This window comes from Thiothrix winogradskyi, from assembly GCF_021650935.1.
Lineage (GTDB): Bacteria > Pseudomonadota > Gammaproteobacteria > Thiotrichales > Thiotrichaceae > Thiothrix > Thiothrix winogradskyi.
On record NZ_CP091244.1, the window covers coordinates 3,282,696 to 3,305,201 of the forward strand.

General features: G+C 51.5%; 19 protein-coding genes, 1 tRNA gene and 2 pseudogenes. 5 read left to right on the forward strand and 17 right to left on the reverse strand.

Annotated features, from left to right (window positions below):
• Positions 1–90 precede the first annotated feature (90 nt).
• The 4 genes and pseudogenes from L2Y54_RS16315 to L2Y54_RS16330 all read right to left on the reverse strand — a co-directional run bounded on the left by L2Y54_RS16315 (position 91) and on the right by L2Y54_RS16330 (position 5,338).
• A complete protein-coding gene (locus L2Y54_RS16315) occupies positions 91–450 on the reverse strand; it encodes a diacylglycerol kinase (protein WP_236497671.1) in 360 nt (119 codons plus the stop codon).
• Positions 451–462: 12 nt separating this feature from the next.
• Positions 463–567, reverse strand: a pseudogene (locus tag L2Y54_RS21925) (SEC-C metal-binding domain-containing protein); the annotation flags it as partial.
• A gap of 697 nt (positions 568–1,264) precedes the next feature.
• The gene (locus L2Y54_RS16325; RefSeq protein WP_236497672.1) at positions 1,265–2,164 is read right to left on the reverse strand and encodes a DMT family transporter; all 900 of its coding nucleotides are present in this window, start codon (positions 2,162–2,164) and stop codon (positions 1,265–1,267) included.
• 15 nt (positions 2,165–2,179) lie between these two features.
• Entirely contained in the window at positions 2,180–5,338 is a 3,159-nt protein-coding gene (locus L2Y54_RS16330; RefSeq protein WP_236497674.1) for an SdrD B-like domain-containing protein, read from the reverse strand.
• A 227-nt stretch (positions 5,339–5,565) separates the two neighbouring features.
• Between L2Y54_RS16330 and L2Y54_RS16335 the strand changes: the two genes are divergently transcribed.
• Complete coding sequence (locus L2Y54_RS16335; protein ID WP_236497676.1) at positions 5,566–5,826, forward strand: hypothetical protein; 261 nt, start codon at positions 5,566–5,568, stop codon at positions 5,824–5,826.
• Positions 5,827–5,849: 23 nt separating this feature from the next.
• On the opposite strand, the gene L2Y54_RS16340 is transcribed toward L2Y54_RS16335, so the two are convergent.
• On the reverse strand, positions 5,850–7,103 hold the full coding sequence (locus L2Y54_RS16340) for an MFS transporter (RefSeq protein WP_236497678.1): 1,254 nt from the start codon (positions 7,101–7,103) through the stop codon (positions 5,850–5,852).
• Positions 7,104–7,193: 90 nt separating this feature from the next.
• On the opposite strand from L2Y54_RS16340, the gene L2Y54_RS16345 reads away from it, so the two are divergent.
• The 3 genes from L2Y54_RS16345 to L2Y54_RS16355 all read left to right on the forward strand — a co-directional run bounded on the left by L2Y54_RS16345 (position 7,194) and on the right by L2Y54_RS16355 (position 10,696).
• Positions 7,194–8,261, forward strand: a complete 1,068-nt coding sequence (locus L2Y54_RS16345) for a polysaccharide lyase (protein ID WP_236497679.1) — start codon at positions 7,194–7,196, stop codon at positions 8,259–8,261.
• A gap of 2 nt (positions 8,262–8,263) precedes the next feature.
• On the forward strand, positions 8,264–10,600 hold the full coding sequence (locus L2Y54_RS16350; protein ID WP_236497680.1) for a mechanosensitive ion channel family protein: 2,337 nt from the start codon (positions 8,264–8,266) through the stop codon (positions 10,598–10,600).
• Between the two features lie 21 nt (positions 10,601–10,621).
• Positions 10,622–10,696, forward strand: a tRNA-Arg gene (locus tag L2Y54_RS16355).
• Positions 10,697–11,029: 333 nt separating this feature from the next.
• On the opposite strand, the gene L2Y54_RS16360 is transcribed toward L2Y54_RS16355, so the two are convergent.
• Positions 11,030–12,022, reverse strand: a complete 993-nt coding sequence (locus tag L2Y54_RS16360) for an IS110 family RNA-guided transposase (protein ID WP_236497681.1) — start codon at positions 12,020–12,022, stop codon at positions 11,030–11,032.
• Between the two features lie 1,246 nt (positions 12,023–13,268).
• Here L2Y54_RS16360 and L2Y54_RS16365 point away from each other — a divergent pair.
• Positions 13,269–14,137, forward strand: a pseudogene (locus tag L2Y54_RS16365) (IS982 family transposase).
• Positions 14,138–14,150: 13 nt separating this feature from the next.
• On the opposite strand, the gene L2Y54_RS16370 reads toward L2Y54_RS16365, so the two are convergent.
• From L2Y54_RS16370 to L2Y54_RS16420, 11 genes are all read right to left on the reverse strand, one after another.
• Positions 14,151–14,435 (reverse strand): hypothetical protein, encoded by a 285-nt coding sequence (locus L2Y54_RS16370; RefSeq protein WP_236497682.1) that lies wholly within the window; start codon positions 14,433–14,435, stop codon positions 14,151–14,153.
• 9 nt (positions 14,436–14,444) lie between these two features.
• A complete protein-coding gene (locus tag L2Y54_RS16375; protein ID WP_236497683.1) occupies positions 14,445–15,887 on the reverse strand; it encodes a DUF3987 domain-containing protein in 1,443 nt (480 codons plus the stop codon).
• 49 nt (positions 15,888–15,936) lie between these two features.
• Positions 15,937–16,887, reverse strand: coding sequence for a toprim domain-containing protein (locus L2Y54_RS16380; RefSeq protein ID WP_236497684.1), 951 nt, complete (start codon positions 16,885–16,887; stop codon positions 15,937–15,939).
• On the reverse strand, positions 16,884–17,078 hold the full coding sequence (locus L2Y54_RS16385; RefSeq protein WP_236497685.1) for a helix-turn-helix transcriptional regulator: 195 nt from the start codon (positions 17,076–17,078) through the stop codon (positions 16,884–16,886). The genes L2Y54_RS16380 and L2Y54_RS16385 overlap by 4 nt, the downstream gene beginning before the upstream one ends.
• Positions 17,079–17,139: 61 nt before the next feature.
• A complete protein-coding gene (locus L2Y54_RS16390; RefSeq protein ID WP_236497686.1) occupies positions 17,140–18,348 on the reverse strand; it encodes an FtsK/SpoIIIE domain-containing protein in 1,209 nt (402 codons plus the stop codon).
• Between the two features lies 1 nt (position 18,349).
• Entirely contained in the window at positions 18,350–19,141 is a 792-nt protein-coding gene (locus tag L2Y54_RS16395; protein ID WP_236497687.1) for a hypothetical protein, read from the reverse strand.
• 95 nt (positions 19,142–19,236) lie between these two features.
• Positions 19,237–20,118 (reverse strand): hypothetical protein, encoded by an 882-nt coding sequence (locus tag L2Y54_RS16400; RefSeq protein WP_236497688.1) that lies wholly within the window; start codon positions 20,116–20,118, stop codon positions 19,237–19,239.
• Between the two features lie 3 nt (positions 20,119–20,121).
• Entirely contained in the window at positions 20,122–20,679 is a 558-nt protein-coding gene (locus L2Y54_RS16405) for a M23 family metallopeptidase (protein WP_236497689.1), read from the reverse strand.
• A complete protein-coding gene (locus L2Y54_RS16410) occupies positions 20,679–21,188 on the reverse strand; it encodes a hypothetical protein (RefSeq protein WP_236497690.1) in 510 nt (169 codons plus the stop codon). The genes L2Y54_RS16405 and L2Y54_RS16410 overlap by 1 nt, the downstream gene beginning before the upstream one ends.
• On the reverse strand, positions 21,185–22,147 hold the full coding sequence (locus L2Y54_RS16415) for a hypothetical protein (protein ID WP_236497691.1): 963 nt from the start codon (positions 22,145–22,147) through the stop codon (positions 21,185–21,187). Before L2Y54_RS16415 ends, L2Y54_RS16410 begins: the two co-directional genes overlap by 4 nt.
• Before the next feature lie 74 nt (positions 22,148–22,221).
• Positions 22,222–22,389, reverse strand: coding sequence for a hypothetical protein (locus L2Y54_RS16420; RefSeq protein WP_236497692.1), 168 nt, complete (start codon positions 22,387–22,389; stop codon positions 22,222–22,224).
• Positions 22,390–22,506: the final 117 nt, after the last annotated feature.

Here is a 22,506-nt window from a genome sequence, read left to right on the forward strand (position 1 = left end):
TAAAAAACCACTTAAGAAAACGTTAATACTGCGTGAAAGCACGCACTCTAGCAGAGCATAGTGCGTCTAATGCACTCAAATTGATTTAGATCAAGAAAGCATGAAGCCCCAAATGATAATGACGTTGAGAATGGCGACTGTTACCGCTGCAGAACCCATGTCTTTCGCCCGCCCGGAAAGTTTATGGCGCTCCATGCCGGTACGGTCGACCACCGCTTCCACCGCAGAATTCAACAACTCTACAATCAGCAAAAGCAAAATGCTGCCTATCATTAACGCCTTTTCTACGCCATTGTCGCCTAGCCATAACGCCAAGGGGAAAGCCAACGCCATAACCCACACTTCTTGGCGAAACGCTTCCTCGTGTTTATAGGCGGCACGGAAACCTTGCCATGAATATTGCGCTGCTTTAATGATACGAGTGAGTCCGGTGTTACCGCTGTAAGCCATTTTGATAACCCCTTACTGCATACAACATTTTTTGTATTTCTTCCCGCTACCACACGGGCAAGGCTCATTGCGCCCAATCTTCGGCTCGGCACGAATCACCTGTTCGACCAGCGGCGCATCATCCTCGTCTTCATCATCAGCGTCGTCCTCTTCCACCTTGTAGCTAGGACGTGGCGTATCACGCTTGGTACGCAACCCCATGCCCAACTCCACATCTTCCAAATCACCGCTGACCGTCCAATCCACCTGATCTTCCGCAAACGCCACCCGAATCGCAGGCATCGCCTCCACCGCACGCAACGCCACCAATTCCGCCACGATCAGCCCGCGCAAACCATAATCCCGCGCTGCCGAATGCTTCAAGGCATATACCAAGCGTTCGATCACCGGCTTACGCAACTTGCTGTGGCGCTTGCCGGTTTCCACCAAACACTGCAACGCCAACGGAATCGCGAATTCATCGTTACGCTTATCCAATACATAATCCAGCAGCGGATCCAACGCCGCATCACAAGCAGCCGCCACGACCGTCGGAATTTCATCCACCGCCCAATCGTCTTCCGCCACCACGTCGAAAATGCCGATCAGCTCATGTAACCCCGCAGGCATCAAATGCAACAACGCCCGCCAGGAATGCAACGGCACCCAATAATCCGCGCCATCGCTTTCCACAAAACTGTTATCCGCCACCAACTCCACCAGCGTCGGCGCATCCGCCGCCGTCAACCCGTAGCCAGAATAATCGCGCCAAGGGCGGTTATCGGTCGGCTCACCCAATACCGCAAAAATCTTCACAATGCGTTGCTTATCCACATCAAATCCTTTTCTTGTTTGCCAGCAAAATCCCAGCAGCTACTAATATCATCCCGATTGCATGGTAAAACTGCAAGCGTTCCCCCAGCAACAACGTCGCCAACAAAATCCCAAACACCGGCATCAAATGGCTAAACTGCCCCGTGCGACTTACGCCCAGCTTTTGCGTGGCATGATTCCAAAACATATATGCCAACAACGACGGAAACACCGCCACATACGCAACACTCGCCACACTCAGCGTTGTGAACGGCATGGTCTGAAACGTGAAACTTTCATACAGATACAGTGGCAAAATCGCCAACGCCCCCAAGGTAATCGAAAACCCCAAAATAGGCGTTCCCCGCAAACCTTGCGGCAACTTACGCAATAACACCGTATACAACGACCAATCCAACGTTGCCAATACAATCCACATATCGCCGCGATTGAACGCCAACTGCTGCAACACCTGCCAATCCGCCTTGGTAATAATCACCAACACGCCCACCAACGATACCCCGATCCCCAACCATTGCGCCAACGTACTCTTTTCATGCAGCACCAAGCCCGCCAACAAAATCATCGTGATCGGCGTAACCGATTGCAGCAATACCCCATTCGTTGCCGTGGTGGTTTGCAAGCCGACATACACCAGACTGTTGAAACCCGCGATCCCCAGCACCGCCAACGCCAACACCAACCGCCAATGCTCACGCGCCAACGGCAACGCCACTCGCATCGAACCCCACGCAAACGGCAATAAAATCAACGCCGCCACCGCCCAACGCCAAAACGACAAGCCCAACGGCGGCACGTCGGCATGGATAGCCCGTGCCAAATTAAAATTACCCGCCCAGAACGAAATCGTCAGTACCAGCAGCAAGTAAGGGGAAAACCGATCAAGAAATGAATGTTGCATCGCCGCAGTATAGTCTTATCGCACCTGCGCCGTAATCCGTAACTGCCGATGCCCCGCAGCAGCCAACCAGCCCACCTGCCACACCCCCGTCAGCGGATCGTATTCCCCCAACGGACTCGCACTCTGGAACGCCAAACCAGCAGGCAACAGATCGTGAATTTGCACGCCGTTCGCGTCATGCGCCCCCGTATTGCTGACCACCAACGTATACACCACCGCCTCACCCCGCTTTACCGCTGGCTTATTCACGCTTTTGCTCAAACTCAAATCGGTTTGCTGGGGCAAGGTCAAACCCAAATCCCACGAATTCGCGTGTGCGCCCGCCACCAACGCAAACACCGGCGTTTTGCCGGTCGCATCCGCATCACTATCGGTTTGCGGATTACCACTCATGCCACTGGCAGTTGGCACATACCCCGCAGGAAAACCACTAAACACCAAGTAATAATCACCGGGCAACACGGACTCAAACCCATACAGCCCCGCCGCATTCGTCTGAGTACTCGCCACCAACGCCCCATCAGCAGAATGCAACGCCACCGCCACCCCCGCGACTCCCGTTTCATCGGCATCCTGCACCCCATCACCGTTGGCATCCCACCACACCCTATCGCCCAAGGATGCAGGCAGCGTAACACCCAGATCATAACCCGCCGTCATGCTCCCCGCCGCGCCCGAACGCGCTTCATCAATACCTTGCAGCGGTATTCCTGCCAGCGGATTACCTGCCAAATAATTATCCGGCTTATCCAGTGCAATGCGGTAAACCGTATCAGGCGACAAGCCCCACATAGCGTAATACCCAGCAGCATCTGTCACCGTTTCTGCCACCAACGTTGCGCCGTCATACACCCGCACGGTCACGCCTTCGATTGCCGCTTCATCCGCTGTTTTTTGCTTATCGCCATTGTCATCAAACCACACCGTGCCACTCAAGCCTGCCACCGCTGCGGTATCCACCATCACCAACCCCACTTTGGGTGGCTCAGTCGTTAACAAAGTTTCAGTGGTTTTGGTAACGGTATCGTAATAACTCGCTGTATAGGCAAAGCTATTCCATGCAATGCTGCCACTCGCAGGCGTTGATTCACTCGCTAATTGCCGCACCGGCACAGTGATGCGTAGCTTTTCCCCCGGCTGCAAACCACCACTTGGCACAGCCGTAAACTGAAATTCGGCATTATTTGCCGCGTATTGCACCCCAGCAGGCACTTCACCCGCCGTCAATGCCGTCACCGCACCATCACTGGCAATCCGTTGCAGGCTAATCTCACCCGCCAGCACCAAACTCCACTGCGAGCCACGCGCTCCGCCTGTTACCAACGCAGTATCGCCCACAACGGGCAAAACATCGCGCACATCCACTTGCGTATTCGTCACATTGCCGGTGTTGCGAATTTCCAGCACATACGTTCCCGCCCCGTTCAACCCCGTCTTGCCCGTATTCGGAAAACGGCTCAATGCGCTGTCCAGCTCACCCTGTACCCACTTCACGCTATCCAAGGTCGTCAATTGCGGCACACTAAAATTCATATTGCTGGAACGGCAAAATGCCCGCGCAGTCTTGCCCGCATCCGCACCGTTTACGCACGTCACTTGCGGGTAATCGCCCGTCGAAAACTGCGCCACATTGGTCACAACCGTTCCCGCCAACACACCGGGGCGAATTCTCGCACTGAAATACACCGCCATGCCCGTATCTGACAACCCCACTGGCAACTGACAACCGGGGAATTCCCAGCGCAATTTCACCCGCCCATCCGCCTGCACGGTACGGCTGAAACGCGGTATCTGACACGCCGTTTGTTCCGTCGTTACCCCATTACTCGGCACGGCAACTCGCCACCAATTGCCCGCCTGCCCTGTGACATAATCCAAACTCGCAGGCAACACATCTTCCAAAATCGGGTATTGCGTACCGGTTCCCGATAATTCATCCACCGCCAACGAGACGCGATAGACGTAATCATTGCTGGCGGGTGCAGGCGCGACAACTGGCTTCCAAGCGGGTACGGCATACACCACCGTCGAACCATCCGGTGACACCACACCGCCCGTCGGAGTAATTTTGCTAAGGCTCAAAATCGGCTCGCCCTGCCCCACTACTGGCACCAGCGGCGCACAGCTTATGCCATGCAACGACGATTCCACGCAATTGCGCAAGCCATCACCCACATAATCCGCATCCACCACCAGCCGCACATCCAGCGTTTGTTTGGCAAGGTTCGCGCTCACTGCCCAACGCAAACGCTTGATGGATGTCACCAACATCCCCGACGGCAAGCGCGTTGACACACACCCGGTCGGATTCCCCGCTGCATCGTGCAAATTACCCGCCCGTCCTGCGGCGAATTCCGCTTCCGCCCAATCCGAGACTGGCAAATTCAAGGGGTGAAACGCCCCCGTAGCCGTGGCACTGCAATCCACTTCCGGGTAGTTCATCAATTTAGGGGTATTCGACGCAGTTGCCAGCAACACTTGCGTTCCTGCTGGCAGCGTTTCCACTACCGTGTAAGCACTGGTGCTAGTGGGCAAATTCACGCTCCAACGTTCCAAACCACCCGGCTGTACAAAAGCCGCGCTGCCTGTTTTCGTAAAACCGGGGCTGGGTGCAGGTGGTGGAGTCGGGCATGGCGCATCAATTCCCGCTGGCACGCTAACATCCGGTGCAATCGAAGTCGTCGTTACCCCAGCACTCGCCGCGCTTGCCACATTGCTGACGACGGCTGGCGGTGCGGCACTTCCACAAGTTGGAAATTTCACCTGTACTTTGAGAATCCCCGTCGAACCTGCGGCTAAGCCATCGGCTGGCACGCCTTCCGGCAAACTCTCAACCGGCGTGGCTAAGCGCCAGCTTACGGTTTTATCGACAACAGTGACGGCTGCCACACTACCCCCCATCGGGGTATAACTGACAATTTTCAATGGAGCAGGCACGGTGTCGGTAATGCTAGGGGCTGCACAATACAGCTCGGTCATACTTGCGCACCGGTAACGCAGGGTATACGTGAACGTTTCACCCGCCTGAGGTGTGACAGTACTCACCTGCTTGCTGATCAATAAATCTGAACCCGCTGCGAACACAGGTTGTCCACCCACCAGCGAAAATAATGCAATCCCTACCCACGCCCAAAACACTATCCTGATGGCAGAAATATAATAATAATTAAACACAAACAAGCCCACCGATTTTTAATCAAAAATTATTTTTTATAATTTAATTTTATAATAAAAACATCCCTAATGCCACCCACTGATTAAAAGTATTAAATCCCCAAGGGGAAACCCTACGTTCGTCGGATTTAAAGCACCACCCGTCCAATGTTATGATAGGATCGTCATCTGAGGCTTAACCACAGAATACACATAATATAAAAACACACTAGGACGAGGAAACACACATGAGTATCGGTAACGCTATTCAAAAAGGCACGTTAATTTATATTTACGACCATAACGGTAGACAAATAACATCTGTATCCGCCCCCGGACGTTGGCCTGAAGACGGTCTCAAAGGCTTCACTGCCAATACCGTCAGCATCCAAAAAGGTTCACTCATCTACCATTACGACGAAATGGGGCATTGTGTCGGCAGACCACGCCCCGCACAAGCACCGCTCCCTGCAACACAACAAGGCAAGCGCGAACCGTGTACCGCTTGAGTAAGAAATTACCGAAAGTGCCCTTACCGACGCGGCACTTTCCACAATAGCCAAGCACCAATCCCAAACAGCAGCAACACTGCCAGCAAACCTAAGCGGGGTGAATTCGTCAATGCCCCGACCCAAGCCACCAACAACGGCCCCAAAATCGCCGCAAACTTACCCAACATATTGTAAAAACCAAAAAATTCCGCTGCCTGATCCTGCGGAATTAAACTCGCATACAAGGAACGGCTCAACGCCTGCACCCCACCCTGCACCAACCCGACCGCACCCGCCAGCAAATAAAACTCCCGCGCATCCGTCATCTGCGAAGCCATTACCGTAATCACCACATACCCTGCCAGCCCCACCAAAATACCGCGTTTCGCGCCAATCCGATTCCCAATCCACCCAAACGCCAACGCCGCCGGAAACGCAATAAATTGGGTAATCAACAATGCCGTAATCAAACTGTCATTCGCAAACCCCAACGCCTTCCCGTAATCCACCGACATGAGGATTACCGTATCCACCCCGTCGATGTAAAACCAATACGCCAACAAAAACAGCCACACCACCCGCAACTGCCGGATATGCCGAAACGTATCCCGCAATTGCGCGACCGACTGCCGCAGCAAGGTAAATACCGGCGGGCGGACTGCCTGCACAGGTGCACGTTCCCGCACCCACCACCACAACGGAATCGAAAACAGCGCCCACCACACCGCCGTCACCCCAAACGCCCAACGTACCGCTGCAATGTCATTCGCCAACCCAAACCACTCCGGCTTCAAGGTCAGCAATACACACGAGGCAAACAACAAACCGCCACCCAAATAGCCTAAGGCATAACCCAGCGCTGATACGCGGTTAAAATCTTTTTCCTCCGCCACATCCACCAACAGCGCATCGTAGAAAATATTCGCACCCAAAAAACCCACCACTGCCAGCACAAACGCAAACATTGCCCACTGCCACTGGCTTTCCCCCACCATAGTCAAACCCAAGGTCGCACATACCCCCAAGGTCACGAAGCCCGCCATCATCGGCTTTTTAATTCCACCCTGATCCGCTACTGTCCCCAAAAACGGGGCGAGTAACATAATCGACAAACTCGCCAGCGCATTCGCCGTCCCCAAGTGCAAAGTAATATCTTCCGATGGCAAGTCATTAGCCCAATACTCCCGAAAGAAAATGGGAAAAAACGCCACCATCACCGTGGTGATAAAAGCCGAGTTTGCCCAGTCATAAAACGCCCAAGCCCAACGCTCGCGAGTGGTTGCGGTCACAGTCATGCTGTCATGCTTCCTTATTTTCCTTTATCGGTATCAATCAACTAAACTAGTCTTAAACCAATAATACCCAAATCGTTTATAATCCACAGTATGAATATACATATCACCCTATCCCTACTGTTTGCTTTCCTGCTGTCCACCTCCGTGCTGGCAGCACCGCAAGATGTCCGCACCATCCCCATGACCAACGCCCAGCAACCCTTCGAGCTTGCCGCCAAGTTGCAGTGGAACCCGCATGACAAAGCATGGGACAAAGTGCTAGTACTCTACAACGGCAACCCCAGCCCCCCTGCCACTCACCCGGTCTGGCAGTATCTTGACGGGTTAGACATCCCCCAACGTCAGCCCAAAACACCCGGCGAAAACTTGCATTACAAAGCCTTTCACTTCAATGCCTATTGCAGTGGCACAACACCCCTGACCTCTGGTAAACCACTACGCATTACCTTCGACCAAAATACCTTAGGTAACTACACCGAAACCGACTACTTCCGCGACTGGAACTGCCCAGGCTGGAGCATGGGGCTAAACAACGTCAATATCGTCAAAGGTCAGGATGCCCGTAATGGTCAAGGCTTACGTATCAAGCTACTCAAAGGCTCATCAGGTTGCCATAGCGACGATTGTGCCAACTGGAAACCCCACATCGGCGCACAACTCGATAGCCTGTATTACTCATACTGGGTCAAATTCCCGGAAAACTTCGACTTTGTGCGCGGCGGAAAACTCCCCGGCATTGGCAGTGCTGAACCCCGTGTTGGTGGGGAAAAACCTAACGGACGCGATGGCTGGAGCGTGCGCACCATGTGGGAAAAAGACGGCAAACCGGGGCAATACGTCTACCACCCCGACCAGCCGAAAAACTTCGGCGACTTTTTCCCATGGGATACCCCACCGCTGGAAACCGAAAAGTGGTATCAAATCAAAACCTTCGTGCGACTCAACACCCCCGGCAAACGCGATGGCATTATCACCACCTGGCTGAATGGCAAACAAGTGCTGGACAAGCGCGACCTACGCTTCCGCATTGGCGCTGATCTCAAGATTGAGCGCTTCCTGTTTGCGGTATTTTTCGGGGGTACTGGAGCAGAATGGGCACCCAAGCGCGATATGCTGCTTTATCTTGACGACTTTACGCTCTCAGCCACCCCGCACTGATTATGATGACAGCGCATACCATTTTCACGCAGCGTTGGCTTTGCCTGATACTGTTAACCCTATTGGCATTGCCACTACCGACCACCGCTAATGAGTTTTCCATCGAGCGTTTGGATGAGCTAAGTACGCAACTCAACGCTGCTGAAACGCTTTTTCAGGAACAAAAGTACCCGGACATCAGCAAACTCGATAGCCTGACCACCACCGCAGCGAGTTTGGAACAAATCGCCAAAACCTGTGTGGCGCAGCAGGAGCAACAACAAATCCAAACCCAACAAGCCATAGATAGTTTGGGTGAAGCCAATACCGACGAAGACGAGGAAGTCAGGCGCAAACGCAAAGAGCTGACCGAGCAAAAACAGCAACTTGAAAAAACCTTGTCACAATGTCGCTTACTCAGCCTGCGTGCTACGACCCTCTTGACCGATGCTCGGCAATCCCGTCAGGCTTTGCTCACACAACAGTTACTTGCCCCCAGTGCTTCCATACTCAACCATTTACAAGTGATTCTGCTGGAATCCGGGGTATGGAAAGCTGAAATTAACGGTTTGGTGCACACACTCAGCAACCTCCCCTTGAATAAAACGCATGTGTGGATCGCACTCGCCTACGGTATCGCTGGGTTGGTGGCGGGGTTATTTTGGAGTGCTCATAAACGCCGTCAGTACCGCGAAACCTTGCCACCGATCCACGCGACCAGCCCTACGCTGGCAGCGGTGTGGATTAGTCTGTTGCGCTTTTTACCGTTCACCTTGTTTGCAGGCTTAGCGGCACTGTCCCTCTATTTTGCGCCGCCGGGGGTACCGCTTATTTTGCAGTTTATGCAGGCATTGCTGTTATTTAGCGTTAGCTACGGGATTATGCACTCGCTATTGCGCCCTGCCGGACAGGTTGAAGGCGTTGTTCCAGCCACCCAACAAACGGGACACAAATTATACTTTTGGGCACGGCTACTGATCATTCCCGCCTTAATCGGCACGATTTTTCACTCACCGCTGTTAGATTCCGCCGCGCAAATCAGCACCTCCCCCAGTAATTTAGTGGGTTTAATACGCATTGCATTGGGTACAGTGATTGGCTTTGCACTCGCCCGCCTGATTTGGCTCATGTCCGATCACTTTTTATTTATCCAACGCACGCGGCTGCATTGGTTGGCAGTGGGCGCATTACTGCTGGCGGTCGCCAGTTTGTGGCTAGGCTACCGCAATTTTTCAGTATTCTTGTTTACTGGGGTGTTTGGCACGCTGTTTTTATTACTGGCAGCTTGGCTGCTCCTCAAAATTCCAGCGGAAATCTTTGATGGGCTGGATGTCGGGCGTACCCCTTGGCAACAACGTTTGCGACAACAGTTAGGGCTACGTAGCAATCAACTCGTGCCGGGCTTACTGTGGCTACGCCTTGCCAATACGCTGGTGGTTTCCGGCGTATTGTTGATTTTGTCGCTGCGGCTGTGGGGAATGCCGGAACAAAACTTCACCCTGTTACTGACACAACTCGCCAGCGGCATCCAGATTGGGGGATTCACCCTGGAACCCTTGCGCATTATCGGTGGCTTGCTAATAGTAGCGTTGCTGGTCAGCCTTACCCATGTGCTGAAAAAGAATCTCGCGGAAAGCTGGTTACGCCGCACTACCCTGAGCCGGGGCGCACGCGAAGCGATTACTACCGTTTCAGGCTATACCGGCATTTTGCTGGCAATTTTAATAGGCTTGTCGGTGGCTGGCATTCAGTTTGAAAATTTGGCGATTATTGCGGGGGCTTTATCGGTCGGGATCGGCTTTGGCTTGCAAAACATCGTCAATAATTTTGTGTCGGGTTTGATTTTGCTGTTTGAACGCCCTATCCGCCGGGGTGATTGGATCACCGTGGGTACGGCGGAAGGTTATGTGCGGGATATTAGCATTCGCTCAACCACCATCCAAACCTTTGATCGTTCTGATATTATTGTACCAAACTCGCAAATCATTTCTGGGCAAGTCACCAATATGATGCTGAATGATAATTTCGGCAGAGTGATCATTCCCGTCAATGTGGCTTATGGTGCCGATACCGAACGGGTTATGGAGATACTGCAAGAAGCAGCTAATACGCACCCGTTAGTACTGAAAGACCGTAGTGATATGAAAATCAACGTATTCTTTCGATCATTTGGCGATAATGCGCTAAATTTTGAATTACGTTGCTTTATTCGCGATATTGAAACCAAAGCCAGAGTCACCAGTGACTTGAACCTAGCGATTGATAAAGCGCTGCGCCAACAGGCAATACCCATGTCCTTTACGCGCAGTGAGCCGTATACGTGGTCAGGAAAGACTGTCAAATCACCGGATTTAAGCTAGAATACGCGCTTCTTACCGTTTGGCCCCATAGTTTAATGGATAAAACGGCCCCCTCCTAAGGGGCAACTACAGGTTCGATTCCTGTTGGGGCTGCCATTTCTGAAAATTGCAAGCATTCTTTCTTGGACTTTGTGCTGTATGTTTAGTAAGCTGTGACACAGGTGAGCTATCACGCCACCTTTGGCTCTTTTACAATTTGCCAGCCACTAAACTGATCAAAAACCAGTCTTATGCGTTCATTCTGAGAGCCTGAAAATGCTAACTTTGAAGTACCGATTTGATGTCAAAATTCATACACCCCAAGTTGTTGAAACTAAAGCGTTTCCGACGAACGGCGGGGTTTGAACACCGCCCTGATTTAAAAGAGTATCGTCTTGAGGTCAACAAAAAATCCATAGGGATTTTTTATTGACCCCGCTATTGAATACCCTACATCGTTGGTGAAAATACCTGCTGGTTCTTCAACACACCAAAACAAATATGCACCAGCTTACGCATGGCAGCCGTCATAGCCGCCCGTTGGTGTTTCTTTTGATCCAGCAATTTGCGGTAAAACTTTTGAACAATGGGATTGTGAGTAATCGCCGCTACCACTGGCATAAACAGCTTGCCACGTAACTCAGGATCCCCCCGCCGTGAAATACGCGGACGCTTAAATACGCTGGTTCCTGACGTTCGCTCCACCGGCACTAAGCCCATGAACGCGGCAACTTGTGAGGCTTTGGTGAAGTCCCTGCTACGTATGAGTGCAATCATTCGTTGCGCTGTCAACGCCCCAACACCGGGGATGGTAGCCAACAATTTCTGGTCGTGTTTCAAACCGGGGTGACGGTCAATATGGTCGTCGATTTGGTCACGAATCGTTTGCATCGACTGCTTGAGGAATTCAATGGATTCATCCAACGACTCTTTGACGGTTTTCGGGTAGCGTTCGCGTAGTTGCAAGGTATCCAGACGATTTTCTTCTTGCTGCATGGTCGCTTGCAGAGTATCAAGCCGGTCTAGCAATGCATGTAACTGCCTGATTTCCAATGGTGCGGGTTGCCAAATCCGTGGATTCATCACCAGACCAAAACGCGCCAGCATGACGCTATCCTTACGGTCATTCTTCGACAAATTGCCCAAACTCGCCGCAAAATCACTCACCTGTTTAGCGTTAACCAGACAAACTTGGCAGCCGTGATCATGCAGATACAACGCCACCCCTTCATGGTAAATATTGGTCGGTTCTAGCGTAATCCGTAGCCGTTCAACCGTTACTCCCGTGTTTTTCAACAGCCAATCCAGCAGTTCTTCATAGCCTTTAGGGTGATTAGGCAGGCTCTTGGGCTTCACCTGCAAGGGCTGCAACTGGCGCAACCAAGCAATTTGCAACTTGTCTTTCGCCACATCTATGCCGATGGATACAACAGTGTCTGTCATGGGACTACTCCTTGTGGTTGACGCTATCCTGATCAAAAAGCGGTTTGCTCATGCCATCCTATTGTGCAATCTTTCAGCGGCTTCCCTTGTAGAATACAGCCTCAACCCGTGCTATTTTTAGCGATGGGTGGACTCAAGTATCGTCCAGCCTGATCTCCTGAAAAATGGAAGGTCGGTTCCTCTTCTCACAGGCTCGAAGCCTCGGATTAAGACCAACTCTGACCTTCCGACTGCGCAACCTCTTCCGCTCTTTAACAGTTTAGCTTATCGGAAATTCTATGCTTTAAAGATACAAGGGATTAAGACGCATAAATGCAATCGCAAACGTCGCGCCCCACCGGCTTGAATGCTGCCCTGTTTGGCAGTATTGTCATCAAGTAGGTCGGACTTTAGTCCGACGTTCTTTAGGTTTTGTTGGGGAGATTGTCGGGCTGAAGCCCGACCTACAGCCAGCCACAATCCTTAGCTTAGGATTAGGCGGTCATCCAATACTGCTTCCAAGATTGAACATATACCCACGACACATGAATTTCGATTGCCTTGGTAGGGGCAGACCTCTGTGTCTGCCCTTCTTCAAGCAAAGAGGGCAGACACAGAGGTCTGCCCCTACTGTGGGTGTATTTGGCAGACGTGCAGGCACAAAAAAGCCCTTACAGATTGTAGCCTGTAAGGGCTTTTTCATTATGTATTGGTCGGGACGATACCCATTGAAAGAATTTCATAAGAATATGATTAACAAAGACTACCTACTAAGTAAAAAATAGCCATACCGTAACGATACCGCGCCACCCATTGGATGCGTGAATGCTCTTGATTAGAGAAAAAACAAAAAAAGTTCCTACATTTCCTGCAAAGTGAAAAAAGAGAGTATAAAAATAGTATAAGTTATTATTTTATATATACTTTTCCTTGCTCCTTACGTGTAGGAAAAACTTCCTACAAACTTCCTACATTTCCTACACACTTCACCAGCCACAAAAAAGCACCAGCCACAAAAAAGCCGGGTATCGCTCCCGGCTCGCTGGCATTCATTCACCCCAATGGGGGAAGTTACTGACGTTTGTTTAAGTTCACCCTCTGTTCAAGTAGCCACTGTGTTGCAATAGTGCTGGCCTTGCTGCTGTCGTGTCGGTCTGGATGGCAAAGCATAATTAACCTGAGTTCGGGATAAGGTAAGGCGCAGCCTTTCATGGGAGAATGTGAGTAACCACACACAACATTGACCCCACCAAAGGCTGCTACTGAGATGCTAACACGGTTATTCTGTGCCATTGACGATTTTTGTCAGGACTTTCATCCCGAATGGAACAAAACGTTATTGACCCCGAAAGGCGGGCATCGTCGTCGCCACAGTGGTCTTGGCGATAGTGAAATCATGACGATTTTGGTGCATTACCACCAAGTGGGGTATCGTACTTTCAAGTGGTATTATGAGCGTCATGTCAAAGTATTTCTTAAGGGTCATTTCCCGCAACTCCCTAGTTATCAACGTTTTATTGAGTTAATGCCGCGTGTTCTTTTGCCACTAACCCTGTTTATGCAGCAACGCTGTGAAACGGGGCGAGGTATTGCCTTCATAGACTCTACCCCCTTGAAAGTCTGTGAAAATTTGCGTATTCCACGTCATCACACCTTTCGCAAAGACGCAGGCGGGGTAAATCGTCAACAGGCTGGTTTTATGGGTTCAAACTTCATTTGGTCGTGGATGACTGCGGCAATATTTTATCGTTTGCCATTACTTCGGGTAATACCGATGACCGTAAGCCCGTTCCCACGTTGCTGAAAAAAGTGGTCGGCAAAGTCTTTGGTGATCGTGGCTACATTTCCAAGGCATTGACAGAATCGTTGGCAGAGCAAGGGGTTGAATGGATTACCTCGCTGAAGAAAAACATGAAACCCGTGGCGCGTGACACGTTCGATACACTGATGTTGCGTAAACGGAGCATCATCGAAACCATCAATGATCAGTTGAAAAATATTTCACAAATTGAGCATTCACGCCACCGTTCACTCACTAACTATATGATTAACATCATTGCTGGCTTGGTGTCATATGCCTATCAAGATAAAAAACCAGCACTGGATTTAAAAACATCAGCATTGGTTGTGATCTAAATTGAGGGATGGCTTATCCCGAACTCAGGTTAATTAAGCGTTTCAGCATATCCGCCGGAATGCCGCCGCCTTTGTCGTTTGTTGACTTTGGGGCATGTGCGGATTGTTCGCCGTTTACCTTCTCATAAAGCCATTGGGGAACAGAAAGGCTTAACCACTCGCCCCTTTTCGGGTGGCCCTCCATGATCGTGCAGTATTTCCGCGAATACCACGCTTTGATTCCAGTTAGTTCGTCATCCAGCAAAATAGCCTTATCGCTGATTGCGGTCACGTTGCCGCTGATAGTGACATTTGCCATCTTGCTACCTCACGCTATCAGTTTCAGAGTAGTGATTTTCTTACCGTTTGCCGCATCGAACTCCTCAAATTCCCCCACAATACCCTTATCTATCAATCCGTCGATGGTATCGCGCATGGCTTGCCCCGTTGATGCCTTGGGTAATTCCGACCACGGTTTTGATTTGCGTTTTGCTTGATCGAACTGCCGACGTGTTGCCGTCCGTTTTTCCGATAAATAGGCAATAACGGAATCTTCAAGGGCATTCGTGCCGATCACGTCTAACTCGATTAACAGACGATAGGTATATTCGAGCATATCCCGGACTATGCCTATAGCCGCATCTACCCACTGACTAGGAATTAATCCCGGCGGACATTCATCCAGAATCGCCAGATTTGCCGATATTTTCATGACCTGAATATCTACCTTACCGACAATGCTCTTTAAGGTTTGGCTGCTGTATTTGCCGCCGCTGATCGTGTGCGGCTCTACCTCGTCTTTCAGTGCAAAAACCTTGTCCCAATCATCACGGCTTAACCGATAGCCCGACAGTTGGTCAATTGGCTGGTTTTGGGTTGCCAATACCGTTAAGCCCCGCATAATGCGATCGTATGCGCCTTGGTCGCCCTCATTGGGAAAGTGGCGATGTTCGCGTCCGTGCTTGCGCTTGCCCAATAGGGATTCTTCAGAAATCATCAGGCAACGTTCCGCCGCTCCCGAATGGTCGCTCTGTGTAAGGACTGTCTGCACTAATCCGGGTTGCGCAATATTCACCACTGCTCCAATAACATCACCGTTATATGCCCCGCGCTTACTGCGTTTGCTGCTGTGATGTTCCGCGCCGTGTCCCTTTAACCAAAGATCGTTATTAGTCTTGCCCGTGCTATAACTTGCGCCGCTGATTGAATTAGCAAGCCCCTTTTCAGCACTTGCCAGCGCAAAATATCCGCGTGTTGCTTCTAGCGTTTGGTCTAGCCCTTCCGGGGTCGCATCCGTGTCATACGAAAAATCAGGAAACGGTTCGTTAAACTCTTCGTTTGCGGCTTTTGCTGCTTGTTTACGTGACTGCCAGTCGGATACAAGCGCTTTCACACTAGAAAAAACAGGCGTTTGATATGTTTTGAGCATCCAGCTTTTGCCCGTACCCGAATCATGCTCTGCAAGAATGTACAATCCTAAAGGCTGGTATCCACGATCTTCATACATGACCACATAACACCGTGCCGTTACAGTAGACACGATGCCAAGCCCTACCAAAAAGCTGGTATTCACGGGTATCTTGGTCATTTTCGCCACGTCCAGCACGTACCGCTTAAACATGCAATCGGGGATATGTTGGAGCAAATCCAGCTTATGAACTGGTGCCGTTTTCGGCTCTTGTGCGGATTGCTGGCGGTTTGTGCTTGCCGGATACTCAATTACTGTTGCACCTAATCCGTTAGATTTTGGCTGATTTTTGGAGGTTGTCATGATATTATTGTCCTGTTAAAAATGATCTTGAAACCTGATTAGTTCGCCGCTAGTCGGGTTTTTTTTTGCCTGTGATTTCTTGAAAATGCCAGTCGCACCAGTCGCCGCCAATCGGGGGAATGATGACCGCCGCGTTTATGGCTGTTGCCGCCTGGGTTGCGTAGTACTTGCCGGGGTTGTTGATCGTTTGCCCTGCTACCTTAATAAAGCTCTCGGTGTCGTTATCCACTGCAAACACAATCTCTGCATCTGGATACCGATCACGCGCCCACTTGCCAGCCGATAAAAGATTGCTGGTTGCGAACGCCACGATTACGGGTGATCGGGTACGCATGTGTACCGCGCAAGCTGTCGCCCAGCCTTCGGCGATGTACAAGCGGTTCTCAGTTTCGCCAGTGGAAAGACCGCCACCTAGCCACAAAAGCCCATCCTTGAACGTGCCACGCATCAGCTTGAATCCGGTGGTGGTAATTTGCTGAATACCCTGCAATGTGCCTCTGTGGTCGTATACGGGTATCAGCAAATCATTGGGGATGATGTATTGCGCTTTTGTGTCGGTAGTCGCTGGCGCAAGCTCATAATGCTTGGTCGCTTGCCGTGCTGCGAGTGCAAGGATTCTTTTACCCAACGGGTATGGGTGGTTATGGTTTGCAAGTACTGACTCGTTAATGACCGTTTGCAGGATTGCCAGCAATGCCACCCGGTCACGTTCCGCCTGTTGCGCCGCTGCATCCGCTCTTGCTTGCGCCTCTTCCCGCTTGCGCCGGTATTCGAGCGGGTCGATATACTCACCTTGCCCGCCTTCCCATTCCTTCCATACGTGGATTTCGTCGGTTTTGTGGTTGTGATAGCGAACAAGCCGACCTTTTGGCAGGTAATGCCCAACATAGCCGATCTTGTCCTTACCCTTGCCTATTCCGTTGTGCCATGTACCATCAATAACGGGGTTGTCGATTGACACACCAACGTTTTGCATCATGTGTTCTTGCAAACTAATCATACTGACGGCTTGCGCGAGTCAATCCACGCATCAATTAACGACTCATGCCAGCCTACCGTTGTTTCTGTGAGCTTCACCGCCGCCGGAAAATCGCTGTTAGGGTCTTTTGCCCGACGGTATATACTGGATTTGCTTAATCCGGTTTTTTTGATAACAGCTTTGAGACGGATAATATTGGTTTTTTGGTTCACGGTTTTTTGTCCTGCTTGAATTTAAATTTATATATACTGCTTTAATCATTTCTTATGGTTGTTAGATTGATATTTCGATAAACGCTCCCCTCCCACGTACAACAGAATCCCCGCCATTTCTAAACATGAACGCGCCAGCGCCCGGCAAACCTTCCGCGCCCGGTTCATCAATCGCTACCCCGCTGGCTTTGCTATCGGGTACGCGCATAGCGAGGCGAATATCAAACATATCGCGGATCTCAGTCGGCAAGGTTTCGGCTTTGGGTTTTTGAATACCCAAGGTGACGAATACACCAGACGCGGCATGAACACGGCTTAATTCACCCACCACGGCTTCCACTGTCTCTTTGTCCAGTGCGCGTAACTGTGGGTATTCATCCACGTACACCATGATGGGTGCGGGGCAAACATCCGGGCATTTCGCCTTATACTGAAACCAGTTATCGCAACCCACTGCGACAATTTCTTTGATACGTTCACGCGCCTGCTCAACAATGGCTTGCAGTGTTGCCAGCCCTTCCCGCATATCCGCCGTGAATGTTGCGCATTGTTCCCGGCACAATGTGCCTTTCGCGTCGATGATGTGAATCTCAGGTTTCAATCCTGATAGGCGCATTGATTGAATATCAGCCCGGATTGCTTCTGTTTTACCGCTGCGGGTTGTGCCACTAATCAGCATGTGGGGTGCGTCTTGGCGGCTGTAGGTAACGTGATTGCTCAACACATCCCGTCCAATATAACCAATCAGTTTACCGGGTGTCAGGGCGGATTCATCAAACGCCACGGGTAGCCACTCTGCCCGCTCCAAGGGGGCAAGAATGATAGACAGGTCACGTCCTGCGGTGGGTATCCAGCCTAGCGCATCAGGTGCAACACCCAACACGCTGGCAACCCGTGGCAATACCTTGGCAATTTGTGCAGGGTCATCATTGGCAACCATGAGTAGGCGATATTGGGCAGAACGGCTTTCAATCGCTGTTAAATCGTGGTTGCCGGTTGCCTTGCGGAGTCGTGCGGTAACAGCGTCATTGGTGTTGGCGGCTGCATGATCGCGGGTATCAATCACATCCAAGTCACTGCCAAGCAAACAATTGTCGCGCCTCCATGCCGTGAGCGCTTGGCGTGCTACCCATGCCAGCCCTAATGCACTAGCGCCCGCTACAAAATTCCCTGTCACCAATGTTGGCATGGTCAATAGGGTTGCGGCTGTCACTGTCTGCAAATTGGTTTCAGGGTAAAACTGCTCTAAATCTAACGTGCCGATTCTCATGTTATTCACCTGCAAGGATACGTGGGTCGAGAGTGGGTGAGCCGTTTACATTGGCAATCAATGGGGTGTGGATTTGCGGCTGTGGCTCGGCGGTCAATACCGCTGCCACCACACCGACTACCAGAAAGCCGATCAGTGCCGCCGCCGCTGGGTTCGCCTTCACCTTGTCACCAAAGGTGGCGGGTTGTGCGGGTAGGCTTGAGGTGAGCTTGTCCGCTTCTTGGCTGGCGGTGACGGTACGCATTAGCGCCTCCTTGCGACGTTGGGCGAATGCTTCGGCTTTCCGTGCAGTGTCGAGCTTGCACTTTTCGGCGTAAGCGCGTTCTGATTCGGCTTTTGCTGCCAGCTTTTCGGGTGTAGCGGCAAAACTGGATAGCACTGTATCCAGCAAACCCGGCTTGTGTCCGATCTTGTCGTAGGCTGCCCACGCGGTAGACCGTTCGCCGGTTTTGATGATGATGTTCAGTTCTACCAACAATGGCAGAATATGCTCATAACCCCATTTGTTAGGCATTCCATCCGGCGTAAGTTGTGCGCCTAACTCGACGGAACGGACGGTCTGCCCGGTGTGGTAGTGAGTCATCGCTAACGCCAAACTCCGCCCCACGATGATGGGTTCAATGCCCAGCTTGTCGGCGGTGGATTCGATCAATCTGATAGCTGTATCAGAGGTCAACAGCTTGGCGATAGCAGCACGTCCTTTATTGTCACGATAGGATGATTCGGTGAGTTTTTTCTGCATATTTTGCAGTAGCAACTCGGTATCGTCTGGTTTGTTAATATCGTCTGTCATGGGTGAAACCCTTAAAATGATTAAAATTCAATCAGAAATTAAGCGGGAATTAGCCGGAAATTAGAATTCTTCGGGAAATGCCGGGGGGTCGCCCTTTAATTTTTCACTTCCAGCCACTTCAACCAGGACGGTACGGCTCTGGTATTTTCTGCGCATAAATTCGAGCGTTTGTTAATGGATGCTTCACCCATCGCGGCATAGTCACTGGTGTTGGTGCCGAATGCGTCATTGGAGTCCTTCCCTCTTGCGTACCAGCTAATTGCAGCCGTTAAGCCCTTCAAATGCGACGCTGCCGCGAACCCGGCAATTTTCTCTTGTTGGGATTCCAGCAATACGCGGCTGTTGAATCCGTCCGCAATGTTGGCATTCGCCAGCACGGTAACGGCACGATCTTGTAGCAAGGTGTCATGCAGAAATGCCGGTTTGCCGCCGCGCAATTGCCAGTTATTCGGATTGTTGAGAAATGCGGTTTGGTCAGTGCCGTTGCGAACATAGCGGGGTGCATCATCAAACGCCTCGCGTTTCACCAAACCGACGATTGCCAAGGCTTCAGCACCCATTGCGTAACCGGCAAAATAGCCAAACTGGTTGCCGGGGTGTTGGTAGTTGCCACTGGATTCACGCGCCAACAATGCAGACCGCCACCGGCATGACTGCAACGGCGACAAACCGACCAGCGTTAATGTGCCACTGGGTGCGGTATAGGAGCGGTCAACGTTGCCGGTATAGTCGGCGAACGCTTGCCCAATGGTGTAGAAATGGTTTTGTGCCACGTCGATACGCGGCTCAATAGCATCTTTGAACGGTGCAGGCAGTTGCGGGTAAAACACATAGCCAAGACCCACCACCACCGCACCTGCAATGGCGGCGAATAACCACGGCATTTCGGGCATTGTTTGGCGGTAAGTCTTGCGGGTGAGTTTTTCGATACGGTCAAGACGCGCATCAATGTGGTTAAAAATGGCTTCGTTTTCCATTGCTTAGAGTCCCTTAGTAGTCGGGTCGATAAATTGCCCGTGTTGCTTTAAACCTAGGTGCAAATGTGGTCCAGTAGAACGCCCGGTATTGCCACAAGCGCCGACAACATCCCCTGCCCTTACCTGCGCACCGGGTTTGCTTTCTGTGGCTGAAAGATGTGCATAGAGTGACTGCATCCCGTCTGCATGGTCGATTGCTACCAGCAAACCGGAATGCCCCGCCATGCCTGCAAAATTGATAACACCATCGGCAATAGCGCCCACGGGTTGCCCAACGTTGCAGCGGTAATCCTTGCCGTTATGCATGGTGTACTTGCCTGTTTTGGGATGTGTGCGCATTCCGAACGGTGAGGTTACGACCACACCGCCCTCTAATGGCTTGCGGAATGCGCTAGGCTTTGCCCACGAAAACAGGTAAGCCACCTCTTGACGCGCTTGTTCAAGAAGGTTGGAACCGCCACCGACCACGAAACCCTGATACATTGGCGGGATGATTGCCACGCCCAGGGCAATGGAAACCGTCCACGTTGCAACAGGGCTGAAATAGGTGGCTAAGCTCATTATTCATCACTCCATACCCAACGGTTGCCATCACTGGCAATGGAGCAATTGCGCCGCCCGGATTCCGTGCGCGTCCACTTCAGGTTAGCGTCACATTCGGCGGCTTCGGCGGCTGTCAGTTGGCGAATGGCACGGTATTGGCTGGTGCTGCTAGTGCTATCAGCCACGCCATCCGCTGCACTGGTTGCGCCGGTTTTGGCGGCATTTACCAACGCGCCAGCCATGCGCCCCGCTTGATCGGTATTGACGGTTAATCCCGCGTACCCTATCGCACCAGCCACCACCACCACCGCCAGCCATGCGGCTACCGCAGAACCCTCCTTTAACACAAGAAATCCCGTACCCGCTGTCGCTGCTCCAAACGCAAAATCGGCGACTTCATTACCGGGGAAATTCAGGATTGGGCTACCACCGACCATTACCGACAACGCTGACGCGCCGCCTGCTACCATCAAACCAAGCCCGACGATGTTGGAAATACTCCCATTGGTTGCACGTATTAAGCTCATTTCACGATCCTCAGTTTGTTGCTGTAGCGGTAGCGTGTTGAGCCGCCTTCACCGGATTTTTCCAAAATGCCCGCCGCCCACGCCTCCTTGATTGCCTGCTTTGCTTGCCATTCCGTGCAACCAAACGCCGCCGCCCGAATCATGGCAACGGTGACAAAACCGTTAGGGTCTTCTCGCACCTGCATTGCTGCCAGCAATTCATACGGAGTAGAAATGACTGGGGTAGCGGCTGCCTCTACCTCCTCTACTGCTAGGGGTAGAGGGTAGCGGTCAGGGGTAGCGGTTTGGGTAGAGAGGGTAGAGACTGGGGTAGAGGTCTCTTGAATCAATAACTTAGAGTTGCGGCGAAACATGCCCGCGAGTAGCAATAAAGCGGGGCTAACGACCTCTAGCAAGCCCGCCACTACCCACGGGTAGATGCCGCCCGTTGTAGCGGTAGCGGTTTGGGTAGCGGTCTCTACCCGTGGGGTAGGTGTTGAAAGTTTATCGACCTGCGCTTGTAACGCGGCATATTCCGCCGGGTACTTACTTTTCTGTGTCGCCCGCAATTCAGCCGCCACGGTTGCCAGTGTCGCCATGCGGGTTGATTCCTGATTCATGTACAGGGTGTCGGCTTCGGTCGCTGCGCTAGTTGTGTGTGTAGCGGTTTTCAGTTCGCTACTGGTATGAATGCCTGCGACCATTGCCACCGCGAAAACGGAAGCCATTGCGCCGGATACAATACGGTGATCGGTGTTTTCAGAGGTGGCGACGATGTGCCAGCCTGCATAAATTGCCGCTGCACTGCTGGCAACCATCACACCACCGGGGAACATGCCAAACAGGTTAGCCGCTGCTGGGTACGCTGCTGCTGCACTGGTGGCACTGGTAATGGCTGCCACGATTCGTAGGGTTAGTGGTGCGTATTTGTTTGATGAGGGGCGCTCAGTCGAGCGTAATTTGCTATTATCGTTTTGCATTTTCAGTTTCCTTAACAAATTGAAAGTGAAGTCCTGCCTCAGTGTTGGAAGCATTGAGGTAGGGCTACTATTATTTATGCGACTTGCTGTTTCTGTTGTTCCTCTATCTCCTTAATCTTTTTGATAAAACGATTAATTTGCGCATTAAAGCTGCGATCTTCTGCTTTAGCTTTCTCCCTAACCCACTGTTTTAACTCTGGCTCAAGCCGTAGCGGATATGATTTCTGTTGCGTTTCTTTCATTATGCTTCCTCGTCAAAGAACTTAAAAGAATCTTAGATTCAGAATCTTAAAGTGTCAACTAAATTCTTTGATTCAATAAGAATCTTCTTAGAGAAACCTAAGAAGGAAGGAGCAGGG

What these genes read in the sequence shown, in the direction of transcription:
- L2Y54_RS16375 (WP_236497683.1), bottom strand. Translation starts at nt 15,887, where the DNA reads ATGACAACCTCCAAAAATCAGCCAAAATCTAACGGATTAGGTGCAACA.
- L2Y54_RS16380 (WP_236497684.1), bottom strand. Translation starts at nt 16,887, where the DNA reads ATGATTAGTTTGCAAGAACACATGATGCAAAACGTTGGTGTGTCAATC.
- L2Y54_RS16395 (WP_236497687.1), bottom strand. Translation starts at nt 19,141, where the DNA reads ATGACAGACGATATTAACAAACCAGACGATACCGAGTTGCTACTGCAA.
- L2Y54_RS16415 (WP_236497691.1), bottom strand. Translation starts at nt 22,147, where the DNA reads ATGCAAAACGATAATAGCAAATTACGCTCGACTGAGCGCCCCTCATCA.
- L2Y54_RS16420 (WP_236497692.1), bottom strand. Translation starts at nt 22,389, where the DNA reads ATGAAAGAAACGCAACAGAAATCATATCCGCTACGGCTTGAGCCAGAG.
- L2Y54_RS16400 (WP_236497688.1), bottom strand. Translation starts at nt 20,118, where the DNA reads ATGGAAAACGAAGCCATTTTTAACCACATTGATGCGCGTCTTGACCGT.
- L2Y54_RS16405 (WP_236497689.1), bottom strand. Translation starts at nt 20,679, where the DNA reads ATGAGCTTAGCCACCTATTTCAGCCCTGTTGCAACGTGGACGGTTTCC.
- L2Y54_RS16350 (WP_236497680.1), top strand. Translation starts at nt 8,264, where the DNA reads ATGATGACAGCGCATACCATTTTCACGCAGCGTTGGCTTTGCCTGATA.
- L2Y54_RS16345 (WP_236497679.1), top strand. Translation starts at nt 7,194, where the DNA reads ATGAATATACATATCACCCTATCCCTACTGTTTGCTTTCCTGCTGTCC.
- L2Y54_RS16390 (WP_236497686.1), bottom strand. Translation starts at nt 18,348, where the DNA reads ATGAGAATCGGCACGTTAGATTTAGAGCAGTTTTACCCTGAAACCAAT.
- L2Y54_RS16410 (WP_236497690.1), bottom strand. Translation starts at nt 21,188, where the DNA reads ATGAGCTTAATACGTGCAACCAATGGGAGTATTTCCAACATCGTCGGG.
- L2Y54_RS16325 (WP_236497672.1), bottom strand. Translation starts at nt 2,164, where the DNA reads ATGCAACATTCATTTCTTGATCGGTTTTCCCCTTACTTGCTGCTGGTA.
- L2Y54_RS16335 (WP_236497676.1), top strand. Translation starts at nt 5,566, where the DNA reads ATGAGTATCGGTAACGCTATTCAAAAAGGCACGTTAATTTATATTTAC.
- L2Y54_RS16340 (WP_236497678.1), bottom strand. Translation starts at nt 7,103, where the DNA reads ATGACTGTGACCGCAACCACTCGCGAGCGTTGGGCTTGGGCGTTTTAT.
- L2Y54_RS16360 (WP_236497681.1), bottom strand. Translation starts at nt 12,022, where the DNA reads ATGACAGACACTGTTGTATCCATCGGCATAGATGTGGCGAAAGACAAG.
- L2Y54_RS16315 (WP_236497671.1), bottom strand. Translation starts at nt 450, where the DNA reads ATGGCTTACAGCGGTAACACCGGACTCACTCGTATCATTAAAGCAGCG.
- L2Y54_RS16370 (WP_236497682.1), bottom strand. Translation starts at nt 14,435, where the DNA reads ATGGCAAATGTCACTATCAGCGGCAACGTGACCGCAATCAGCGATAAG.